This window comes from Pseudomonas sp. Snoq117.2 (assembly GCF_900110545.1).
Lineage (GTDB): Bacteria > Pseudomonadota > Gammaproteobacteria > Pseudomonadales > Pseudomonadaceae > Chryseomonas > Chryseomonas benzopyrenica.
This window is the reverse complement of sequence record NZ_FOED01000002.1, coordinates 372045-390885: the sequence shown is the minus strand read 5'-3', so window position 1 is coordinate 390885 and position 18841 is coordinate 372045. Positions and strand designations below refer to the sequence as shown.

At 66.7% G+C, this 18841-nt stretch carries 15 protein-coding genes and 1 pseudogene; 10 read left to right on the top strand and 6 right to left on the bottom strand.

From position 1 onward, the window contains the following. The first annotated feature begins 248 nt into the window (after positions 1-248). From BMZ43_RS07720 to BMZ43_RS07710, 3 genes are all read left to right on the top strand, one after another. On the top strand, positions 249-491 hold the full coding sequence (locus BMZ43_RS07720; RefSeq protein WP_093252022.1) for a hypothetical protein: 243 nt from the start codon (positions 249-251) through the stop codon (positions 489-491). Further along, positions 492-1799, top strand: coding sequence for an ATP-binding protein (locus BMZ43_RS07715; protein WP_017641336.1), 1308 nt, complete (start codon positions 492-494; stop codon positions 1797-1799). Between the two features lie 85 nt (positions 1800-1884). Then, entirely contained in the window at positions 1885-3687 is a 1803-nt protein-coding gene (locus BMZ43_RS07710) for an ABC transporter ATP-binding protein (RefSeq protein ID WP_093252017.1), read from the top strand. A 193-nt stretch (positions 3688-3880) separates the two neighbouring features. On the opposite strand, the gene BMZ43_RS07705 is transcribed toward BMZ43_RS07710, so the two are convergent. After that, positions 3881-4093, bottom strand: coding sequence for a hypothetical protein (locus BMZ43_RS07705; protein WP_017641334.1), 213 nt, complete (start codon positions 4091-4093; stop codon positions 3881-3883). A gap of 296 nt (positions 4094-4389) precedes the next feature. Next, positions 4390-5277 (bottom strand): LysR family transcriptional regulator, encoded by an 888-nt coding sequence (locus BMZ43_RS07700; protein ID WP_093251998.1) that lies wholly within the window; start codon positions 5275-5277, stop codon positions 4390-4392. A 203-nt stretch (positions 5278-5480) separates the two neighbouring features. Here BMZ43_RS07700 and BMZ43_RS07695 point away from each other — a divergent pair, with 203 nt between their 5' ends. From BMZ43_RS07695 to BMZ43_RS07675, 5 genes are read left to right on the top strand one after another with little or no spacing between them, the layout of a single operon-like run. Beyond that, positions 5481-6863, top strand: a complete 1383-nt coding sequence (locus tag BMZ43_RS07695; RefSeq protein WP_017641332.1) for a glutamine synthetase family protein — start codon at positions 5481-5483, stop codon at positions 6861-6863. A gap of 11 nt (positions 6864-6874) precedes the next feature. Then, a complete protein-coding gene (locus BMZ43_RS07690; protein ID WP_093251994.1) occupies positions 6875-8368 on the top strand; it encodes an aldehyde dehydrogenase in 1494 nt (497 codons plus the stop codon). Positions 8369-8423: 55 nt separating this feature from the next. Then, on the top strand, positions 8424-9701 hold the full coding sequence (locus BMZ43_RS07685; protein ID WP_093251988.1) for an NAD(P)/FAD-dependent oxidoreductase: 1278 nt from the start codon (positions 8424-8426) through the stop codon (positions 9699-9701). Positions 9702-9746: 45 nt separating this feature from the next. Then, positions 9747-10493, top strand: coding sequence for a gamma-glutamyl-gamma-aminobutyrate hydrolase family protein (locus BMZ43_RS07680; RefSeq protein WP_093251984.1), 747 nt, complete (start codon positions 9747-9749; stop codon positions 10491-10493). A 58-nt stretch (positions 10494-10551) separates the two neighbouring features. After that, positions 10552-12093 (top strand): APC family permease, encoded by a 1542-nt coding sequence (locus tag BMZ43_RS07675; protein WP_093251981.1) that lies wholly within the window; start codon positions 10552-10554, stop codon positions 12091-12093. Positions 12094-12123: 30 nt separating this feature from the next. On the opposite strand, the pseudogene BMZ43_RS07670 reads toward BMZ43_RS07675, so the two are convergent. Together BMZ43_RS07670 and BMZ43_RS07665 are read right to left on the bottom strand one after the other, a co-directional pair. Beyond that, positions 12124-12516 (bottom strand): annotated as a pseudogene (locus BMZ43_RS07670) (MFS transporter); the annotation flags it as partial. After that, positions 12509-14215 carry an amidase gene (locus BMZ43_RS07665; protein WP_093251976.1) on the bottom strand — a complete coding sequence of 569 codons (1707 nt, stop codon included), beginning with the start codon at positions 14213-14215 and terminating at the stop codon, positions 12509-12511. The gene BMZ43_RS07665 and the pseudogene BMZ43_RS07670, both read right to left, overlap by 8 nt. A gap of 228 nt (positions 14216-14443) precedes the next feature. Between BMZ43_RS07665 and BMZ43_RS07660 the strand changes: the two genes are divergently transcribed. Beyond that, positions 14444-15382 carry a cation diffusion facilitator family transporter gene (locus tag BMZ43_RS07660; protein WP_093251969.1) on the top strand — a complete coding sequence of 313 codons (939 nt, stop codon included), beginning with the start codon at positions 14444-14446 and terminating at the stop codon, positions 15380-15382. Positions 15383-15392: 10 nt separating this feature from the next. Here BMZ43_RS07660 and BMZ43_RS07655 read toward each other — a convergent pair whose 3' ends face one another. Beyond that, positions 15393-16646, bottom strand: coding sequence for a DUF2254 domain-containing protein (locus BMZ43_RS07655; protein ID WP_093251960.1), 1254 nt, complete (start codon positions 16644-16646; stop codon positions 15393-15395). A 6-nt stretch (positions 16647-16652) separates the two neighbouring features. Next, the gene (locus BMZ43_RS07650) at positions 16653-17285 is read right to left on the bottom strand and encodes a cyclodeaminase/cyclohydrolase family protein (RefSeq protein ID WP_017641321.1); all 633 of its coding nucleotides are present in this window, start codon (positions 17283-17285) and stop codon (positions 16653-16655) included. A 185-nt stretch (positions 17286-17470) separates the two neighbouring features. Here BMZ43_RS07650 and BMZ43_RS07645 point away from each other — a divergent pair, with 185 nt between their 5' ends. Next, positions 17471-18838: a GntT/GntP/DsdX family permease gene (locus BMZ43_RS07645; RefSeq protein WP_093251956.1), complete on the top strand. Its 1368-nt coding sequence runs from the start codon at positions 17471-17473 to the stop codon at positions 18836-18838. Positions 18839-18841: the final 3 nt, after the last annotated feature.

The window sequence follows — 18841 nt, the reverse complement described above, 5'->3', positions numbered from 1 at the left end:
ACGAGCCTGCCTGCCGCGAGCTGTTTGCCCAGGGACAGGGATAGGCAGCGGGGCCGAGCCAAGGTGCGTAATGGCATCAGGATCCGCTTTTTTCTGGGTTGGCAGGAAGGAAAGAGTGGGTAGTGGAACATCGGGCGTCCTCGTGGAGAACGCCATGGTAGAGGGCGCGCCCGGGCGGCCTTGTAAAGGTCTGTAGGTCTCTTGTGAAAGAGTGTTAAGGGCGGTCCTTGAGGGCTCGGCGCTCCGTTATGCTCGCCGCCTGCTTGCCCTGGGACCTACCTGTGAAACCCTTTTTTCGCGTCGAAACCGTCGCCGTCTCGGCCGCGCCGATGGCCACCGATCAGCGTCGCCAAAGCACGCTCGTGATCCTGCCTGGTCAGCGCCAGGAAGGCGCCGCCTACCGTTCGCGCTGGCCGTCGTTCAAGCTGGCAGAACGGGCCGGATGCGTCTCGCAGCAGGGACGACCGCGCCGCGGCGTCGGGTCCGCCTAGATGTTCAAGATCCTGATAAGGCTCTATTGCGTGCTGCTGGTGACCTATGGCGCAGCCAGCTATCTGGTCCCGGAAGCCCTGCAGCAGATGTTCAGTGATCGCTATAGTCGCGTCAGTCTGGAGCAGATGCATGGCCCACTGAAACTGGTGGAGCGGACCTTCGTGGAGACGCCGATCTCTCGTTGGCCGGCGCTGCTGGCTGAGCTGAACGCCGACATCGCGCCCGTCACCTTGCAGCTGGGGCTGCAGACCGATCCTCGGTTGACGAGCGCCGAGCGCCACCGTTTGGCCAAGGGCGAACGGCGCGTCCGCCTGACCGACGATGGCGATCCCAGCGTCGCCCTGATCCCCCTGCCGGGCGGGCACGTCCTCTGGGTCGGCTTCGCCGAGGTTCCGACCGACATAGCCCTGACGTATTGGGCCATGAACGCCCTGATCGGGGCGGCGCTGCTCATCTGTCTGTATGTCTGGCTGCGGCCGCACTGGCGCGATCTGGAGCGGCTCAGGCGCACGGCGGCGCGCCTGGGCAAAGGGCATTTGCAGGAGCGTACCGCGATCTCGCCGCGCTCGGACATCGGCCAGCTGGCGCGGGCCTTCGATGACATGGCCCAGGACCTCGAAACCCTGATCGTCCAGCAGCGCGACCTGCTCAATGCGGTCTCCCATGAGCTGCGCACGCCCCTGTCCCGTCTGGAATTCGGCCTGGCCCTGTTGCAGGCCGACCCGCTGCCCGCTGAAACACAGCGACAGCTGGAGCAGCAGATTCGCCACGTCCGCGAACTGGATGCGCTGGTGAACGAGCTGCTTTCCTACGCGCGGTTGCAGTCCAGTCAGCAGCCACCCGAGCGTCAAGCACTCACGCTCGGTGCCTTCCTGGACAGTGTCCTGGCGGATTTCAGCGAGGAACAGGAAAGGCGTGGCGTCACCTTGAGCCTGGACATGGCCGCTGCGCCCGAGCAAGCCCTCTTGGCACCAAGACTCACGGCCCGCGCGTTGCAGAACCTGATTGGCAATGCCCTGCGCTATTGCCAGCGTGGGGTCTGGCTGACCGTTGGCCGCGACGCCGACAGCCTGCTGATCACCGTCGAGGACGATGGCGAGGGTATTCCACCGGGCGAACGGGAGCGGGTGTTCGAGCCCTTCTATCGCCTGGATCGCAGTCGGGATCGTGCTACCGGCGGCTTCGGCCTGGGGCTGTCGATCAGCCGTCGCGCCATAGAAAAGCAGGGCGGGCAGTTGGCGCTGACGCAAAGCGAAAGAGGCGGCGCGCGCTTTGACATCCGGCTGACCGACGCCCTCGCGTCCTGACCCCCAGACAGCCCAAGGTTTCCTTGGCACCCGATGACGCGGACTCGAGTCCGCTCCTTCCTCTGACCGACCTGAAACCACGCAAATGTCCAGTTCCTCTTCTTCCCCACGATCGCCGGCTGAAACCGAGACCCTCGACGACTATGGCGACCTGGCCAGGCGGCATGTCACCTTCGCGCGAGTTCTCGAGCTACTGGCTCCACATCGGGCCGCACTGGTACTGGTGGTCTTGCTGATCGCGGTCGCCGGGATCAGCGGCGTGATCAGTCCCTTCCTGATCCGCAGCATCGTCGACGATGCCTTGCCGGCGAAGGACCTGACGCTGCTGGTCTATCTGGCCGCCGGTCTGGTCGGGGTGGCGCTGTTCAATGCCATCGCCAACCTGACCCAGACCTATGTCGCGATTCGGGTGGGCCAGAGCGTCATGCACGACCTGCGAACCCGCCTGTACAGCCACCTGCAGAACCTCTCGCTGGCGTTTTTCGCCGGTACCCGCGCGGGCGAAGTGCAGGCGCGCCTGTCCAGCGACATCGCCGGTCTGCAGACCCTGTTGACCCACTCCGCCACGGATCTGGCGAAGCACCTGAGCGTCGTGGCGGCGACCCTGGTGGCGATGCTGCTGTTGGACTGGCGCCTAGCGTGTGTCTCCTTCGCCGTCATTCCCTTGCTGGTCTGGATCAATGGCCGCGTCGCCCAGCTGCGGGAGCGGGTAACCTACCGGCAACAGGAGCAGGTGGCGGACCTTTCCGCCAACATCGCCGAGTCCCTGTCGGCCGGCGGCATCATCCTGTCGCGTACCCTGGGCCGCGTGCACTATCTCGTGCAGCGCTTTCAGCGTGACTCCGCGCAGCTGGCGCGCCTGGAAACCCAGGCCAGCACGGCGGGACAATGGGAATTCGCGCTCGTCTTCCTGGCGCTGGATCTCCTGCCGGCGCTGACCTTCCTGGGCGGCGGTCTGTTCATCGGCCTGGGCCTGCAGGTGTCCATTGGCACCCTGGTGGCCTTTATCGCCTTGCAGGAGCAATTGCTCTGGCCGCTGCTGGAGATCTTTGAAACGCGGATCGAATTCGCCAAGGGACGGGCCTTGCTGGCGCGGGTGTTCAGCTACCTGGATACGCCGGCGACGGTCGTCGAGGCGAGCTCACCGACGACTCTTGCGCGGCAGGATTTCCAGCGAGGCATCCGTTTCGAGAACGTCAGCTTCGCCTATGGCGATCGCGCCGTACTCAAGGATCTGACGTTCGAGATACCGGCCGGAAAGCACACGGCGCTGGTCGGCCCCACCGGCTCTGGCAAGACCACCATCTCCTATCTCCTCGCGCGCCTGTACGACGCCGATCAGGGGCGTATCCGCTACGACGGCATCGATATCCGCGAACTGAGCTTTGCGACGCTGGCCAGCCTGGTTGGCATCGTGACCCAGGATACCTTCCTGCTCAACGCCAGCATCGAGGCCAACCTGCGCTTCGCCAAGCCCGACGCGAGCGAGGCGGAACTCTGGTGGGCGCTGGAAAGGGCGCAGCTGGATGCTACGGTGCGCGGGCTTCCCGAGGGGCTGGGGGCCGGGGTCGGTGACCGGGGCTATCAACTGTCCGGCGGCGAGCGCCAACGTCTGTCCCTCGCCCGCATGCTGCTGCGCGATCCGCCGATTATCCTCCTGGATGAAGCGACCAGCGCCCTGGACAGCAGCACCCAGGCGGCGATGGCCGCGGCCCTGGCTTCGTTGCAAGGGCCGCGGACCTTGATCTCCATCGCCCACCGCCTCAGCACCGTCAGGCAGGCGGATCGGATTCTGGTCATCCAGGCTGGGCAACTGGTGGAGCAGGGCACTCACGAAGAACTGGTCAGGCAGGATGGCCTGTATGCGGCCATGGCCCTGAATGCCTGAATGCCCTGGGCGGAGGAGCTGCCTGCAATCTATCGCCCGACAGGCTTCCCGCAGGTGCATCCCGACCTGCGGTCCTCACTTCTCGCTGGACGCAAATCCCTCCAGCCAGCGCGCTTCCGAGCAGAGCAGGTGGTGGCGAATGCGGGATCGCGCCGGACACTTCACTGCCCCGGAACGCTGCGGCCGCTGGCCGCTAATGCGCCTCGGTCGCCAGTCTCACGGCGACTTCCTCAACCAGTTGGATGGTCTCTGCCGTCAGGGCTTCGAACTGGAAGAGAATCTCCTGCAGTTGCGAGCTGCCCATATCGACATTGCGCAGTTGATCGATTCTCAAGGTGAGAAGCCGGTGAATGTTTAACAGACAATCGCGATCGGGGTTATCGGGTATGGCGAAGCGGCTGCTCATCGTTGTCTCCGTGGAAGTTGACCACCATGACTCTCGATATCGCCTAACCGGCTTGTTTTTTAAGGCAATTCGTCGCCGACGGCCTACCTGGAAACCGCACTTTTCGTACTTGACTCCGCGTGTCTGCAGAGCACTTGAAAGCGTTAGGTCGCGTTGATGACCTTAACTTCAAAAAGCTCGTCAAGAAGGCGTGAAAAATTCGTTAAAATTTCTGTTCAAAGGGTGTTCGGGTGGAACGCAGTACTGGGAAAGTTACCGGTAAGTTACCATTAAAGCCGACGAACGAGCGCTTCGTTTCAGTCCTGGCAAACATCCGCTATCCGGGTTTTCAACAGATTCGCCAGCTCATCGAAGAGGATCTGCACCGAGCGCAGCGACAGATTGTCCGGGCGGGTCAGCAGCCAGATATCGGTGTCGCAGCCTGGCAGCGCCGGACCCAGGCGTTCGACGCCGTCCAGGCTGCTGATCATGAAGTCGGGGAGGGCGGCCACGCCAAGACCGGCACCTACCAGGCTGCCGACTGAGGACATGCTGCTGCAGCGATAGCGCGGGGTGAGGCTGGGATAGGCCTGCCGCAACCAGGTGACCGAGACGTGATCGGCCAGGGAGTCGTCCGGGGCGATCCAGGGCAATTCAGTGGCCAACGGGCCATAGCCGCTGCGATAGCGCTCATGGCCGCAAACGAAGTAGGAGCTGCGACCGAGCCGCCGGCCGATCAGGTGTTCGGGCGGCGCGTTCGACAGGCGCAGGGCGATATCCGCGTCCCGCCGACTCAGGCTGGCGAAGGTGTTGGAGGTAGCCACTTCCAGGGCGACCGCCGGATAGCGCGGCATGAGTTCGGCCAGGCCCGGCAAGAGCAGGCTGCGCAGCACGGCGTCGGTGCAGGTCAGGCGGACGGTGCCACTGATGACGTTCTCGCCCTGCGTGAGGGCGATCCGCGCCGCTTCGAGGGCCTGTTCGGCGCGCTCGGCCTGTTCGGCGAGGGCCTTGGCGCTCTGGGTGGGGGTGTAGCCACGCCGGGTCTTGTCGAACAGCGCGACCTGCAGATTGGCTTCGAGCTTGCGGATGGCGCGAAACACCGTGGAGACATCCACCTGCAGCTGCTCGGCCGCTCGGGCCAGGGTCCGGCCACGCACCAGGGCGAGGATCAGCTTGAGATCGGCATGGCCTATTTGATATTGCATCCGTGCATTCTTCCTTTGCCAATTCGCCGATATGGGTTGCGCTCATGCCAATTTATACTGGCCCAGCCCCGCGAGGGCAATCAGGTGGAAGGGCGGACCTTGGCAGACGGGGTCGGCGCCTGCAGCGACCACCGCCCACAGCCACGCTGCCAGACCCGCACGAGCAAGCACAACGAAGCGGGCCAGCGTCAAGGATGCCTCCCATGAATTCGATATCCCCCCGCGTCGTCCAGCTCACCGAAGCCAACGGCTTTCTCAAGGAGCACCCCGAGATCCAGTACGTCGATCTGTTGATCACCGACATGAACGGCGTCATCCGGGGCAAGCGTGTCGAGCGGGCCAGTCTGTCCAAGGTCTATGAGCGCGGCATCAATCTGCCGGCCTCGCTGTTCGCCCTGGATATCAACGGCTCCACGGTGGAAAGCACCGGCCTGGGCCTGCACATCGGCGATGCCGACCGCACCTGCTTTCCCATCCCCGGTACCCTGAGCTACGAGCCCTGGCAGAAGCGCCCGACCGCGCAGTTGCTGATGACCATGCACGAGCAGGACGGCTCGCCGTTCTTCGCCGATCCGCGCGAGGTGCTGCGCCGGGTGGTGAAGAAATTCGATGACCTGGGGCTGACCATCTGCGCCGCCTTCGAGCTGGAGTTCTACCTGATCGACCAGGAGAACGTGAACGGCCGGCCGCAGCCGCCGCGCTCGCCGATCTCCGGCAAACGACCGGTCTCGACCCAGGTCTATCTGATCGACGACCTGGACGAATACGTGGATTGCCTGCAGGACATGCTCGAAGGCGCCAAGGAGCAGGGACTGCCGGCGGACGCCATCGTCAAGGAATCCGCGCCGGCACAATTCGAGGTCAACCTGCATCACGTCGAGGACGCCATCAAGGCCTGCGACTACGCGGTGCTGCTCAAGCGGCTGATCAAGAACATCGCCTACGACCATGAGATGGATTCCACCTTCATGGCCAAGCCCTATCCCGGCCAGGCCGGCAATGGCCTGCACGTGCACATCTCGCTGCTGGACAAGCAGACCGGACAGAACATCTTCGCTACCGAGGATCCCGAGCACCATGCGCCGCTGCGCCATGCCATCGCCGGCATCCTGGAAACCCTGCCGGCGTCCATGGCCTTCCTCTGTCCGAACGTCAATTCCTATCGCCGCTTCGGCGCCCAGTTCTATGTGCCCAACGCCCCGAGCTGGGGCCTGGATAACCGTACCGTGGCGGTGCGCGTACCCACCGGCAGCAGCGAGGCGATCCGCATCGAACACCGGGTCGCCGGGGCCGACGCCAATCCCTATCTGATGATGGCCTCGATCCTGGCCGGCATTCATCACGGCATGACCCAGCAACTCGAACCCTGCGCGCCGGTCAGTGGCAACTCCTACGAGCAGCTCGAACAGAGCCTGCCGAACAACCTGCGCGACGCCCTGCGCCGCCTGGACGACAGCGCGGTGATGAACCAGTACATCAGCCCCGAGTACATCGACATCTTCGTCGCCTGCAAGGAAGCCGAGCTGGAGGAGTTCGAGACCACCATCTCCGATCTCGAATACAACTGGTATCTGCATACCGTCTAGGAGGCGCAATCATGACCGTGCTGACACGACAGGACTGGGAGCGGCGCGCCCAGGCATTGACCGTCGAATCCCGCGCCTTCATCGACGGCCGCTACCAGGCCGCCCTGGGCGGCGCCGTCTTCGACGACCTGAGCCCGGTGGATGGTCGTCACCTGGCCCGGGTGGCCAGTTGCATGGCCGAGGATGCCGAGGTGGCCGTGCAGGCTGCGCGGGCCAGCTTCGCGCGGGGCGATTGGGCGCATCAGGCGCCGGCGCAGCGCAAGCGCGTGCTGATCGCCTTCGCCGAGCTGCTGCTGGCCCATGCCGAGGAGCTGGCCCTGCTGGAAACCCTGGACATGGGCAAGCCCATCGGCGATGCCCTGGGTATCGACGTCCCGGCGGCGGCCAATGCCATCCGCTGGAGCGCCGAGGCCATCGACAAGGTCTACGACGAGGTGGCGCCCACGCCGCGCGACCAGCTCGGCCTGGTGACCCGCGAAGCGGTGGGGGTGGTCGCGGCCATTGTGCCCTGGAATTTCCCCTTGATGATGGCCTGCTGGAAGCTGGGCCCGGCGTTGGCGACCGGCAACTCGGTGATCCTCAAGCCTTCCGAGAAGTCGCCGCTGACCGCCATCCGCATCGCGGGGCTGGCGCTGGAAGCCGGCATCCCGGCAGGGGTGTTCAACGTGCTGCCCGGCTATGGCCATACCGTCGGCCAGGCGCTGGCGCTGCATGCGGATGTCGACACCCTGGTCTTTACTGGCTCCACCCGCATCGCCAAGCAGCTCTTGGTCTATGCCGGCGAATCGAACATGAAGCGGGTTTGGCTGGAGGCGGGCGGCAAGAGTCCCAACATCGTCTTCGCCGATGCCCCGGATCTGGTGGCCGCTGCCGAAGCGGCCGCGGCGGCCATCGCCTTCAACCAGGGCGAAGTCTGCGTGGCCGGCTCGCGGCTGCTGGTCGAGCGGTCGATCAAGGAGCGTTTCCTGGCCTTGGTGGCGGAGGCGCTGCAGGCCTGGGCGCCCGGCCATGCGCTGGACCCCAGCACCCGCGTCGGCGCCCTGGTGGACGAAGGCCATCTGCGCACCGTGCTGGGGTTCATCGAAGCGGGCCGTGCCGAGGGTGCCCGGCTGGTGAGCGGCGGCGCGCGCGCCCTGACCGAGACCGGTGGCAGCTACGTGACCCCGACGATCTTCGAAGGGGTGGACAATGCCATGCGCATCGCCCGGGAAGAGATCTTCGGCCCGGTGCTGGCGGTGATCGACTTCGATGACGAAGAAGAGGCCGTGCGCATCGCCAACGATACCCCCTATGGCCTGGCCGCGGCCGTCTGGACGCGGGATATCTCCCGTGCCCATCGCGTGGCGCGGGCCTTGCGTGCGGGCAGCGTCTGGGTCAACCAGTATGATGGCGGCGACATGACGGCGCCCTTCGGCGGCTTCAAGCAATCCGGCAACGGACGCGACAAGTCGCTGCACGCCTTCGACAAATACACCGAACTCAAGGCGACCTGGATCAAGCTCTGAACAGGCGCGGCGCTTCCGGCGCAGCCGCCGGAATCGCAAGCAGAGGAATCTCACCATGCAACAACACGTCGGCAGCTACTACGCGGCTTCGCGTAACCTCCACACCGAATACCCGGCGCTGCACGGCAGTGTCGAGACCGATGTCTGCGTCATCGGCGCCGGTTACACCGGGCTTTCCACTGCGCTGTTCCTGCTCGAGCACGGCTTCAGCGTGACGGTGCTGGAGGCGGCGCGGGTCGGCTTCGGCGCCTCGGGGCGCAATGGCGGTCAGATCGTCAACAGCTACAGCCGCGACATCGATGCCATCGAGCGCCAGTTGCCGCCCAAGCAGGCGCAACTGCTGGGCGAGATGGCTTTCGAAGGCGGGCGCATCATTCGCGAGCGCATCGCCCGCTACGACATCCAGTGCGATCTCAAGGACGGCGGCGTCTTCGCCGCCCTGACCGGCAAGCAGCTCGGCCACCTGGAAGCCCAGAAGAAGCTCTGGGAGCGCTATGGCCATACCCAGCTGCACCTGCTCGACAAGGCCGGCATCGGCGAGGTGGTCGGCACCGATCGCTATCTGGGCGGCCTGCTGGACATGAGCGGCGGCCATATCCATCCGCTCAACCTGGCCCTGGGCGAGGCGGCGGCGGTGGCCTCCCTGGGCGGCAAGCTCTATGAGCAGAGCGCGGCCACCCGTATCGACCGCGGTGCCAACCCCGTGGTGCATACCGCCAATGGCCAGGTGAAGGCGCGCTTCGTGGTGGTGGCCGGCAACGCCTACCTGGGCGGGCTGGTGCCGGAACTGGCTGCCAAGTCCATGCCCTGCGGCACCCAGGTGCTCACCACCGAGCCGCTGTCCGAGGACATGGCGCGCAGCCTGCTGCCCCAGGACTATTGCGTGGAAGACTGCAACTACCTGCTCGACTACTTCCGCCTCAGCGCCGATCGCCGGCTGATCTACGGCGGTGGCGTGGTCTATGGCGCCCGGGATCCGGCGGACATCGAGGCCATCATCCGGCCGAAGATGCTGCAGACCTTCCCGCAGCTCAAGGACGTGAAGATCGACTTCACCTGGACCGGCAACTTCCTGCTGACGCTGTCGCGACTGCCCCAGGTGGGACGTCTCGGCGACAACATCTACTACTCCCAGGGCTGCAGTGGCCACGGCGTCACCTATACCCACCTCGCCGGCAAGGTGCTGGCCGAGGCCCTGCGCGGCCAGGCCGAGCGCTTCGATGCCTTCGCCGGCCTGCCGCACTATCCCTTCCCGGGCGGGCAACTCCTGCGCGTGCCCTTCACCGCGCTGGGCGCGACCTACTACCAGCTGCGCGATCGCCTCGGTATCTGACCCTGTCCGCCCGCCTGATCCAGGCGGGCACTCTGGAGAATAGCCATGTCCCCTATGCCCCTGATCGGCGTGACGGCGTGCCGGCAGACGCTCGGCAAATACGACTCCCATACCGTCGGCGACAAGTACGTCGAGGCGGCGGGTCATGCCGGCCTGCCGGTGGTGCTGCCGGCGCGCCGCGTGCCGAGCGATCCGCAGGCGCTGCTGGCGCACCTGGACGGCCTGCTGTTCACCGGCTCGCCGTCCAATGTCGAGCCCCATCACTACCAGGGACCGGCGAGTCTCGCCGGCACCCAGCACGATGCCGCCCGCGACGCCTACACCCTGCCGCTGCTGCGCCTGGCCATCGATCGCGGCATTCCGGTGTTCTGCATCTGCCGCGGCTTTCAGGAGCTCAACGTGGCCCTCGGTGGTAGCCTGCACCAGCGGGTGCAGGAGTTGCCCGGGCATGCCGATCACCGCGAGCCCCAGAGCGAATTGCTGGCCGAGCAGTACGCGCCCACCCATCCGGTCCAGGTGCCACCGGGTGGGGTGTTCGAGCGCCTCGGCCTGCCGGCCAGCTTCCAGGTGAATTCCCTGCACAGCCAGGGTATCGACCGCCTGGCGCAGGGGCTGCGCATCGAAGCCCTGGCGCCGGATGGTCTGGTGGAAGGGGTGTCCCTGGCCGACGCCCCCGGCTTCGTTGTCGGGGTGCAGTGGCATCCCGAGTGGAATTTCCGCGAGAGCCCCGAATCCCTGGCGCTGTTGGACGCCTTTCGCGACGCCTGCCAGCGCCATGCCGCATCGCGTTAGGCACCTTGCCGCGCACGCTGGACTCTGAACAACAATACCAACAGCAGGGCAGAGACCTATGACTGAACAGAGCAAGGGCGCACCTGCAGGCGCTCCGGCCAACGCCGGGCCGGAAGCCCTGACCGATCCGTCCGCCAAGGGCCTGGCCGCCGGCTCCCTGGGGCTACTCGCCTGCGTGGTGCTGGGCATTTCCACCATCGCCCCGGTCTACACCCTGACCGGCGCCCTGGGGCCGACCGTGCGCGAGGTGGGCGTCTACCTGCCCGCGGTCTTCATCGTCGGCTTCCTGCCGATGCTGCTGGTGGCCCTGGGGTATCGCGAGCTGAATGCCGTGGATCCGGACAGCGGCACCTCCTTCACCTGGTCGACTCGCGCCTTCGGCCCCATGATCGGCTGGATCGGTGGCTGGGGCCTGGTGACGGCCACCACCATCGTGCTGTCCAACCTCGCCGGGGTGGCGGTGGACTTCTTCTATCTCTTTCTCGCCCAGCTCAGCGGTCGAGCGGAGTTGGCGGCGCTGTCGCAGCACCTGCTGGTGAACATCGTCACCTGCTGCGTGTTCATCGCCATCGCGGTCTGGATCAGCTGCCGCGGCATCGGCATGACCATGAGCGTCCAGTACGGGCTGGTCGCCCTGCAACTGCTGGTGCTGGTCGGCTTCTCGCTGGCGGCCTTCTACGCCGCGCCAGCGGCGGCGCCGGTGGTCTTCCACCCCGAGTGGTTCAACCCCTTCAACGTCGAATCCTTTTCCGCCTTCGCCGCCGGGCTGTCGCTGTCGATCTTCATCTTCTGGGGTTGGGATGTCTGCCTGACGGTGAGCGAGGAGTCGGTGGGCAGCCAGAAGGTTCCGGGGCGCGCGGCGACGGTCACGGTGCTGCTGATCCTGCTGCTGTACCTCTTCACCGCCGCGGCCACCCTGCAATTCGCCGGCATTGGCGACGCCGGCCTGGGGCTGGGCAATCCCGAGATCCAGGAAAACGTCTTCGCCCACCTGGCGGGACCGGTAATGGGGCCGCTGGCGATCCTGATGTCCATCGCGGTGCTGGCCAGTACCGCCGCCTCTCTGCAATCCACCTTCATCTCCCCGGCGCGCACCCTGCTGGCGATGGGGTACTACGGTGCGGTGTCGCGCCGCTTCGCCCATATCTGCCCGCGCTCGCGCACGCCGCGCTATGCCACCATCGCCGCCGGTATCGCCACGGGCGGTTTCTATGTGGTCATGCGCACCCTCAGCGACAACGTCCTGGCGGACACCATCACCGCCCTGGGCATGATGATCTGCTTCTACTACTCGCTGACCGCCTATGCCTGCGTATGGTATTTCCGCCGCAGCCTGTTCGACAGCCTGCGCCATGCGCTGCTGCGGGGCCTCTGCCCGCTGCTCGGCGCCATCATCCTCTCGGTGATCTTCTGGCAGACCGCCATCGCCAGCCTGTCGCCGGACTTCGGCAGCGGCTCGCACCTGGGCGGTATCGGCCTGGTGTTCATCATCGCCGTGGTGATCCTGGCCCTGGGTCTGGTGCTGATGCTGTTCGCCCGCTGGCGTGCGCCGGCCTTCTTCCAGGGCGAGACGCTGGAGGCGGTCCCGCACCGGGGCTGAAGGGCGCGGGCCGGGTGCCCGCGCGGACGGTCAGTGGCCCAGGACGGGTAAGACGCTCGCCCGGGTGCCCGCCGGAAAGCCGCGGTGCCGGGCAGCCGTCGCGATGGCCAGGGCGCCCAGCGACAAGGCCACCACGGCCCAGCTCAGGGCCTGGGGGCCGACGCCTTCCAGCAACAGGCCGCCCAGGATGCCACCCCCGGCGATGGCGCTGTTCCAGGTCACCACGTTCATCGCCAGCGCCGCATCGGCGCCGCTGCCCGCGGTATCCGCCAGGGCGGTTTGCAGCAGCGTCGCCGCGCCGCCGAACGTCAGCCCCCAGGCGAAGATGCCCAGGTACTGCGCCATCGCCGAATCACGGTTGAGCCCCAGCAGCAGCGCGACCGCGGCGAAGCCGGCAAGACTCACCAGTCTACCCTCAACCCACCAGCGGCGGCGTCCGCGGCGGTACCTGGCGTTTGGAGCCGGTCGCCTCGTAGGCGGCGGCGAGCCTGAGCAGATTCGAGTCGTCATAGGCCCGCCCGGCGAAGGTCAGGCCCACCGGCATGCCGATGTCGGCCATCACGCCCATCGGTACGGTGACGGTCGGCACGCCCAGGTGGCGGATGGCGAGGTTGCCGTTGGCGACCCAGACGCCGTTGCTCCAGGCGATGTCGGCCGAGGCGGGATTGATCTCGGCATCCGCCGGCGCCACGTCGGCCACGGTGGGAAAGAGCACCGCGTCCAGGCTCTGGGCCTGCAGCCAGTCTTCCAGGTCGATCTTGCGCGTGTGTTCCAGGCCGCGCAGGCCGTCGGGGAGGGTGGTGATCTCGTCCAGGGTCTTGAGCCCCCGCTCGGCCATGCGCACGTATTCGGCCATGCCGGCGGCCAGGTCGCCTTCACGGTTGGGCAGGGTGCCGGGTTCGTGGGGAAAGATCAGCTCGCCTTCGACGTCCACCAGCCGGTTCAGGTTGGGATCGTTGTTGTCGCGCAGGAAGGTGTCGAAGCCCCAGGCGGACAGGTCCCAGAGTTCGTCGTGGAGAAAGGCCTGGGAGACGATGCCGCGGTTGAACACCGTGGGCGCGCCGGGGCGGTCGCCTTCGCAATTGGACACCAGCGGAAAGTCCACCGCCACCACGGTGGCGCCGGCCGCTTCCAGGGCGGCGCGGGCCTGTTCCCAGAGGGCGATGACCGAGGGCCGGGTATGGATGCGCTGGCCGGTGGGGCCCCCGATGCCGGGATTGTCGCTGGTGCCGGCCTCCGGGTCCTGATTGATGAACATGCGCGGCACGCCGAGGCGTTTGCCGGCCAGGGCGCTCGCGTCGACGGCCAGGTCGCTATAGCGGGCCGGGCGGACCTCCGAGGCCTTGGGCAGTGGCACCCAGGGCTGCAGGCGCCAGAGGTCGCCGGAGGTGTCGGGATCGTCCGCCACCACCACGTCGAGCACTTCCAGCAGATCGGCCATGGTGCGGGCATAGGGCACCACCACGTCCATGGTCGGCGTCAGCGGCCAGTTGCCACGCACCGAGATGACCCCGCGCGAGGGGGTGTAGGCGCAGAGCCCGTTGTTGGACGCCGGGCCGCGCCCGCTGGACCAGGTTTCCTCGGCCAGGCCGAAGGCGGCGAAGCTGGCCGCGGTGGCGGTGCCGGCGCCGTTGGAGGACCCGGAGGCGAAGGGCGCGGTGAGATAGCCAGCGTTGTAGGGGCTTTCCGCGCGGCCATAGACACCACGCTGCATGCCACCGTTGGCCATGGGCGGCATGTTGGTCTTGCCCAGGCAGATGGCACCGGCGGCGCGCAGCCGTTCGATGGTGAAGGCATCGCGCTGGGCGACCAGGTCCTTGAACGCCGGACTGCCGGAGGCGGCGGTCAGCCCCTTGACCAGATAGCTGTCCTTGGCGGTGTAGGGGATGCCATCCAGCGGCCCCAGGGTCTCGCCCTGGGCGCGACGGCGATCGGACTCGGCCGCTTCGGCCAGGGCCTCGGGATTGTGCACCACCACGGCATTGAGCGCGGTGGCGCTGGCCGGCGGGTCGTAGGCATCGATACGGGCCAGGTAGGCCTCGACCAGCTGCACCGCAGTGGTCTGGCCGGTTTCGAGTGCGCGACGCAACTCGGCGATGGAACGTTCGGTAACTTCGATCATGGTGGGTCGCCGTTGAGGATTCTGGGATACGGAAGAGGCTGCTGTCAGAGGCCTTGAAGGAAAGAAGCACCAGTGCAGTGTACACCCGAAGCCTGCCGGCTTTTGATTGCGTCCGTGCATGGAAGCCTTGCCGAACTGCCCATGCAGGCTAGCCTGCCGACCTCTATGATTGGCCTGAATTGAACCTGTTTGCCGCCCTTGGCGGCGATCCCGTGGCTGGAGTGAATCATGCTGAAACGCCTAGGCAACGAGCGCACGGTGCTGCGCTTCTCCATCGTCGTCACGGTGGTCCTGGCGGTCGTGGGCATCGCCTTCGGGGTGCTGTCGGGTTCCTATGCCATCGTCTTCGACGGCTTCTATTCGCTGACCGACGCCTTCATGAGTGGCGTGGCGCTGCTGGTGGCCATGCTGATCCATAGACACGGCCAGGAGGCGGAGGGCGACCGGCGACTGGCCGAGCGCTTCAACATGGGGTTCTGGCACCTGGAACCCATGGTGCTCGCCCTCAACGGCAGCGTGCTGTGCATCGTGGCCTGTTACGCGCTGGTCAACTCGATCATCAGTCTGATGAGCGGCGGCAAGGCGCTGGCGTTCGGCATGGCGCTGCTCTATGCACTGGTCGCTGCGGTATGCTGCTTTGGCTTCGCCGCCCTCGTGCATCGCTTGAACCGGGACATCCAGTCGGACTTTCTCAAGCTCGACATCAAGAGCTGGATCATGTCGGGCAGCATCTCGGCCGCCCTGGTACTGGCCTTCCTGGTTGGTGCCCTGGCCGAAGGCACGGCCTACGCCTGGATCACGCCGTACATCGATCCCCTGGTGCTGGCGATCATCTGCGTACTCATCATTCCCATACCGCTGAAGCTGGTCTGGCAGGCCTTCACGGAAATCCTCATGGTGACCCCGCCGCAACTCAAGCAGCAGGTCGATGAGGTCGCCCAGGGCATGGTCTCGCGCTTCGGCTTTCTCGACTATCGTGCCTATGTGGCCAAGGTCGGCCGGGCCCGGCAGATCGAGCTGTACTTCATCGTGCCGCTGGGCTGGCCGGCCAAGACCCTGGACGAATGGGACGCCATCCGCGACGAGATCGGCGAGGCCATTGGCGGCGAGGGCCCGGACCGCTGGCTGACCATCGCCTTCACCACCGACCCGGCCTGGTCGCGCTAGCCTTGCCGGGCTAGCGGGAGGCGCAGAGGCGTTCGACGTCCGCAGCCAGTTGCTGGAGGATGACGCGGTCTTCGGCCTGGCCCAGGGTGGCTTCGGCCCGGGCCAGCGCCAGGCGGGAATGCCGCAGGCACTCGCGCCTGATCCGCGCATCGCCCTGGACCGCCAGGCGCGCCAGGGATTTCTGCAGCCGCATGCCCACCTCCACCAGGGGCGCCGCGTCGCGGCCCACCGGCAGAAAGAAGTCGTCGAAGAGATCGTCCAGCGACAGCTCCGGCACCTCGATCCGCGGATAGCGAGGCTCGACGGGCTCGCGCCTTTCGGTGAGTTCGGTGAGCAGCCGTTGGGCGCGACCGAGGATGGCGATGGCGGTGCCCGAATCGCTGCGCGAAGGCACCAGCGCCCCGGTGGCGATCTCGCCCAGCACCGTCAGGCCGAAGCGCGGATCCTGGTCGTGCACCCGGCGCGCATCCAGGGTGAAGGCGGCACGCAGGCGCGCGTCCTTTTCCGGCGGTAGGCCTTCCACCCAGAGCAGCGGCTGCGCCGGATCGAGAAAGGCGCCGGGCATGGCGGCCAGGCGCAGGCGACCGCGGTCGCCGCAGAGGTCCGCCAGCAGCGGCATGTCTACCCGTTGCAGATAACCGGTGCGGTCCGCCAGGACCGGGCGGCCGTTGGCGGGTTCATCGACCGGCGCCGCCACCCCACCCAGGTAAGGATGGGTCAACCAGCGCTGCAGGCTATGCCGGGCGGCGTCTTCGATGCTGTCGCTGGTGGCATCCAGCTGCCCCAGCCGGGAGAGGTGGTCGATCCAACGCAGCAGGGTGAAGACGATCAGCAGGATCACCACCAGGGTGACGGCGAAGAGCACCACGCGGCCGTTGTCGCCGTAGAGGCCGGTGCTCAGGGCGATGATGCCGACCAGGCTGAACAGGAAGGAGCCGAGAAAGGTGGCCAGGGCGTTCTGGGTGGTGCTGTCTTCCAACAGCAACGGATAGGCCCGGGGCGTCACGCTGCTGGCGGCGGCGTTGTAGGCCGTCACCATGGTGCTGAGGGAAAAGGTGGTCACCGCCAGCATGCTGCTGGCGATGATGGTGAGGATCTTGTCGACGGCATCGGCGCCGACCTTGGCCGGCAGACTGGCCGGGATGTGGTCACGCAGGAGCAGGGCGAGGAGGGCGGTCGCCACCCCGGCGACCGAGAACAGGGTGGCGCGGAACCACAGGCGTCGCTGGAGTCCGCGCAGGACCCAGCCCAGGCGGGCCAGCACCGGCCGTCAGCCCATGGCCGGCGGAACGGGGGTGGCGCTCAGCTGGGCGAGTCGCTGATCGGCCTGCTGCTGGAGCTTGTCGCGCATCTGCCGCGCGGCTTCCCGGGCGTCGCCGGATTTCAGGCCATTGCGGTCGGCATCCACGGTGGTCAGCACCGCACCGAGGGCACCATGCACCAGGCGACCGCCGGCCAGAGTGTCGCTGCGCAGCGGTTCTACGGTGAGCGGCGTGGCGATCACGGCGAGATCCAGGGCTTCCAGGCACAGCTGAGCGGTAGCGATGGGAATCTGCACGGCGTTGGCCGCGGCCAGGTTGAGCGCCTGCTGGCGACGTTCGCCCTCGGCGCCGGCGCCACTGGCCTGACGATCGGCTTCCAGGTAGTTGGCGAAGGCCTGCACATCGGCATCGGCACAGGTGCTCAGGGCTTCCTGCAGGCGCTCGCCCAGGGTGATCAGCTCGGCGTGGCGGGTCACCGGCTGGCGCTGCTGGCTGAGCTTCAAGCCCTTGAGGACCAGTGCGACGCCCAGGCAGGCCGCCACGGTAGCCGCCGCGCCACTGCCCGGGGTGGGCAGGGTGGAACCGGTACCGTCGCGGAACTGGGCGAGGGTCTGCTGCCAGAGAGTAGAGGTTTCGTTCATGCCAACCGCCTGCGAGCAAAGGGTAAGGGATTCGGTCATGACCGAACGCAGTTTGGATCGTGCGAAACGGCTGAGGTTCGCAAGCTAAGTGCAATAAGCGAAAGGGGTTATTTCGATTTACGTCGTACCTCGGACCTTGTTTCGGTTAAGGTGATCCTGAAACAATAAGTTACAAGGAGTCACCTGTGGATCCTGCTGCGCTCGCCTGGGTCGCCCACGACACCCGGCTGATCTCTTGCTGCCTGGCCGCCATCCTGGCCATCGTCCTGCTGATTGGCGTCACCCGGCTGCCACCCTTCCTGGCCATTCTCATCGGCACCTTCATCGCCGGCCTGGGGGCCGGGCTGCCCGCCGAAGCCGTGGCCAAGGCCTTCAGCAAGGGCGCGGGTGGCATCCTCGGCGAGGCCGGCATCATCATCGCTCTGGGCTCCATGCTCGGTGCGCTGATGGCGGAGTCCGGTGCCGCCGATCGCATCGCCAGCACCCTGCTGGGCCTGGGCAAGGGTCGCAGCCTGCCCTGGGTCATGGCCCTGGTGGCCATGGTGATCGGCCTGCCGCTGTTCTTCGAGGTCGGCCTGGTACTGATGGTGCCCATCATCTTCGTCATGGCGCAGCGCTCCGGGCAGCCGTTGCTGCGCATCGCCATTCCGGCCCTGGCCGGGATGACCACCCTGCACGCGTTGCTGCCGCCGCACCCCGGTCCGCTGATCGCGGTCGGTGCATTGCACGCGGACCTTGGCCTGACCATGCTCCTGGGCCTGGTGATCGCCATCCCTGCGGTGATCCTGGCCGGTCCCCTGTACGGCGGCTGGCTGTCGCGGCGCATGACGATCCAGCCGCCGGCGGAGCTGGGCGAGTTGTTCAGCGCCCGGGATCAGGGCGCGCGCCAGCCGGGTTTCGGTCTGTCGTTGCTGGTGATCCTGTTGCCGGTGCTGCTGATGCTGGGCAGCACTTTCGCCAAGGTCGCCCTCGACCCGCACAGCGGTCTGGCGGAGGGGCTGAAGTTCCTTGGCGAACCCCTGATCGCCCTGGGGCTCGCCGTGCTGGCGGCCATCGTGCTGCTCGGCTGGGGCAGTGGCATGCCGCGCGAGCGCGTCGGTGGCGTGCTGCGCAAGAGCCTGGCGCCCATCGCCGCGCTGCTGCTCACCATCGGCGCCGGCGGTGGCCTCAAGCAGACCCTGCTCGACGCCGGGATCAGCCACACCGTGGCCAAGGTCGCCGAGGGCGCCCATCTGCCCTACATCCTGCTGGCCTGGCTGATCGCCGTGGCGCTGCGCCAGGCGACCGGTTCGGCGACGGTCGCGACCACCACCACGGCCGGTATCCTGGCGCCGGTTGTGGCCGGGCTGGCCGGGCCCCAGGCCTCGCTGATCGCCCTGGCCATCGGCGCCGGCTCGGTGTTCTTCTGCCACGTCAATGACGCCGGCTTCTGGATGGTGCGCGAGTATTTCGGCCTGGAGCTCAAGCAGACACTGTGGGTCTGGTCGGTGCTGCAGACCCTGGTTTCCGTCACCGGTCTTGCCGGTACGCTATTGTTGTCACTCTGGATCTGACGA

Excerpts from the sequence above, each read along its gene's own strand:
- BMZ43_RS07720 (WP_093252022.1), top strand. The coding sequence starts at position 249 with ATGCTCGCCGCCTGCTTGCCCTGGGACCTACCTGTGAAACCCTTTTTT.
- BMZ43_RS07715 (WP_017641336.1), top strand. The coding sequence starts at position 492 with ATGTTCAAGATCCTGATAAGGCTCTATTGCGTGCTGCTGGTGACCTAT.
- BMZ43_RS07710 (WP_093252017.1), top strand. The coding sequence starts at position 1,885 with ATGTCCAGTTCCTCTTCTTCCCCACGATCGCCGGCTGAAACCGAGACC.
- BMZ43_RS07705 (WP_017641334.1), bottom strand. The coding sequence starts at position 4,093 with ATGAGCAGCCGCTTCGCCATACCCGATAACCCCGATCGCGATTGTCTG.
- BMZ43_RS07700 (WP_093251998.1), bottom strand. The coding sequence starts at position 5,277 with ATGCAATATCAAATAGGCCATGCCGATCTCAAGCTGATCCTCGCCCTG.
- BMZ43_RS07695 (WP_017641332.1), top strand. The coding sequence starts at position 5,481 with ATGAATTCGATATCCCCCCGCGTCGTCCAGCTCACCGAAGCCAACGGC.
- BMZ43_RS07690 (WP_093251994.1), top strand. The coding sequence starts at position 6,875 with ATGACCGTGCTGACACGACAGGACTGGGAGCGGCGCGCCCAGGCATTG.
- BMZ43_RS07685 (WP_093251988.1), top strand. The coding sequence starts at position 8,424 with ATGCAACAACACGTCGGCAGCTACTACGCGGCTTCGCGTAACCTCCAC.
- BMZ43_RS07680 (WP_093251984.1), top strand. The coding sequence starts at position 9,747 with ATGTCCCCTATGCCCCTGATCGGCGTGACGGCGTGCCGGCAGACGCTC.
- BMZ43_RS07675 (WP_093251981.1), top strand. The coding sequence starts at position 10,552 with ATGACTGAACAGAGCAAGGGCGCACCTGCAGGCGCTCCGGCCAACGCC.
- BMZ43_RS07665 (WP_093251976.1), bottom strand. The coding sequence starts at position 14,215 with ATGATCGAAGTTACCGAACGTTCCATCGCCGAGTTGCGTCGCGCACTC.
- BMZ43_RS07660 (WP_093251969.1), top strand. The coding sequence starts at position 14,444 with ATGCTGAAACGCCTAGGCAACGAGCGCACGGTGCTGCGCTTCTCCATC.
- BMZ43_RS07650 (WP_017641321.1), bottom strand. The coding sequence starts at position 17,285 with ATGAACGAAACCTCTACTCTCTGGCAGCAGACCCTCGCCCAGTTCCGC.